Source organism: Streptomyces himastatinicus ATCC 53653 (assembly GCF_000158915.1).
Lineage (GTDB): Bacteria > Actinomycetota > Actinomycetes > Streptomycetales > Streptomycetaceae > Streptomyces > Streptomyces himastatinicus.
This window is the reverse complement of the sequence record NZ_GG657754.1, coordinates 10,302,848-10,305,461: the sequence shown is the minus strand read 5'-3', so window position 1 is coordinate 10,305,461 and position 2,614 is coordinate 10,302,848. Positions and strand designations below refer to the sequence as shown.

Genomic DNA, 2,614 nt, shown 5'->3' with positions numbered 1-2,614 from the left:
GCCGCTGCGGACGATCTCGGCCAGCCGCCGGTCGCTCGCCTCGGGGGCGGTCAGCACCTCGATGGCGGCCAGCTCCAGGCCCAGTTGGGCGCGCTCGGCGGGGTCCAGCGGCTCCTCCAGGGCGCGGGAGAGGCAGGCGATCGCGTGGTCGGGGTGGCCGGCGCGGAGGGTGGCGGCGCAGGTGCGGCGCAGCACATGGGTCACCCAGGGTTCGCCGAGCGGGCGGGCGTCGAGCAGCAACCGGGCGATGTCCTCGTCGGGCAAGGCGGCCCGGTGGGCGAGTTCGGCCGCCCGGGCGTGCAGTTCGGCCCGTTCGGCGGCGGTCATCTCCTCCAGGATCCACTTCCGCGCCTCCGGGCAGCACAGCCGTAGCCCGGTGTCGGAGGCGGTGGCGAGGCCGCTGGCCTCCAGCGCGGCGCCGAGGCCCGGTTCGCTCGCCGCACGGGGTCCGGCGAGCGCGTACAGCTGGGGCAGGTCGAGGAGTTCACCGCAGACGGCCAGCGCGCGCACGACGGCGACGGCGGTGTCGGACAGTCCGCTGAGGGCGCGGGCGACGTACGCGCCGCAGATGGCCTCGATGAGCGCGCGCAGCTCCGGGACACTTTCGGCGACCGGCGCGAATCCCCGGGCGGTGAACTGGCGCAGCGCCTCGTGCAGCACCATGGGGTTGCCCGCGCTGATCTCGCAGGCGGCGGCGTTGAACGGTTCCTGCCCGGGGGTGCCGCATACGGTCGTCACCAGCGTGGTGACGTCCCGCAGGGTGAACGCGGACAGCGGGACCTGCCGGGAGGGCACCGGTCCGGGGAAGGGGAAACCGCCGCACCAGCCCCAGTGGCTGACGCCGCTGCTGCTGGCCAGCAGCGACACCGGCATCCCGGGCAGCCGCCGCACCAGGGCCCCGAACCAGCGCCGGGAGTCCGGGTCCAGCCATTCCACCTCGTCGACGACCACCAGGGTCGGCCGGTCGCGGGCGCTGCGCAGCAGTTCGGCCAGGCCGGGCAGGCGGTCGTCCCGTTCCGGTTCGGCCAGCGCGCCCAGCGAGCTGTCGGTCAGCCCGTCCATGGTGGTCAGGAGCTGTTCCACGACGCCGTAGCGCAGTCTGCTCTCGCCCAGGGTGGCCTGGGCGCGCAGGACGCGCAGCCCGCGCTCCTCGGCGAGTTCGGCCGTCCAGCCCAGCAGCGGGCCCTGGCCGAAGCCGGGCCGTCCGGAGACGGTGACGACAGCTGGACGACCTGCCGCCAGGTCGGTGACGACCGAGGCCAGCACCGCCTGCTCTCGTTCGCGGCCGGGGAACGGGAGCCCGTTGAGCTGCATGGAATGACTATATGCCGATCACAGAACAGGAGTACGGAGAAGCGCCGGAGCATTGCGCTCAGCCACGGCCACGCGCCGCGGAAACCCATGCCGGAGCCTGGGGATGCGGAACACTCTGCGTGCGCAGCACCGAGGCCAGTTCGGCCCGCTGGGTCAGCCCCAGTTTCCGGTAGACGCTGGTGAGATGCGTCTCGACGGTGCGTACGGTGACGAAGAGCGACTGGGCGATCTCCCGGTTGCCCGCCCCGGCCGCGGCGAGGGTGGCGACCTTGCGCTCGGTGCCGGTGAGCAGGTCCACCGGGGAACCGGTGATCTCGCGCATCCGGCCGCCCGCGGCGACCAGCCGCCGCCGGGCGCCCTTGGCGAGCGCCAGGGCGCCGCAGCTCTGGGCGAGGTCGGCGGAGGCGCGCAGGTGTTCGCGGGCGCCGCGGGAGTCCCCGGCGTCCAGCAGGGCGGTGCCGAGCATGAATTCGGCCCGGGCGTGCTCGGCGCGGGCGGGTGAGGCCGACAAGTGCGCGACGGCCTCGGTGAGCAGGCCGATGCCGGTCTCTCCTCGGGTGGTCATGCCGCGGGCGAGCGCGCCGAGTCCGAGGGCGCGCGGGGTGCCCCACCGGCGGGCGAGTTCGGTGCCGTGGTCGACGACGTCCCGCGCCTCGTCGGCGCGCTTCTCGGCCGCGTACACCCATGCCGCCTCGGCCCACCAGGGGATGAAGCACGGGTTGGCGAATCCGGTCTCCTCCAGGGACGAGCCGCAGTCGAGCAGCAGCCGCAGCGCGGTCCGGCCGTCGCCGAGCGCCCAGCGGGCGCGGGCGCGGGCCATCAGGTACCAGTGGTACTCCATGACGAACCCGTCCAGGTTGGGCCGGGTGACCTGGCCCAGCAGCTCCTCGGCGCGTTCGGGCTCGCCCCGGTCGATCAGGACGGTCGCCAGCGCGATCTGAGGCATCGTCATATGGCCGCCCCACCGCTCATGGCTGGTGATCTCGACGGCGGTCTGGGCGTCGGCCAGGGCGTCCGGCATCGCTCCGAGGCCGTGCAGCATCAGGGCCCGGGTGGAGAGGGTGAGGACGTACGACCACACCGCGGCGTTCTCCTGGCCGTACCGCAGCGAGCGGTCCAGCGCCTCCATCGCGTCCTCGACCTCGTCGGCCAGGCTCAGGGTGAACGCGGAGAAGAGCAGCGACCAGTTGCCGAGCGCCACCCCCGATGGGCGCTGTGCGCGGCGGGCCTGCCGCACCGTACGCTCCGCGGAATTTCCCTCCATCCCGCTGAGCACGGTCATCATGGCCAGCAACTGCCG

Annotated in this window: 2 protein-coding genes; both read right to left on the bottom strand. The window is 73.8% G+C overall.

Annotated elements, in window-relative coordinates; translation table 11 throughout:
- Window positions 1-1,314, bottom strand: a 1,314-nt coding sequence (locus SSOG_RS54490) for an ATP-binding protein (RefSeq protein ID WP_009720668.1), incomplete at its 3' end; no start/stop codon positions are given.
- Window positions 1,315-1,372: 58 nt separating this feature from the next.
- A partial coding sequence (locus SSOG_RS43310; RefSeq protein WP_039940146.1) for a LuxR C-terminal-related transcriptional regulator occupies window positions 1,373-2,614 on the bottom strand: 1,242 nt, incomplete at its 5' end.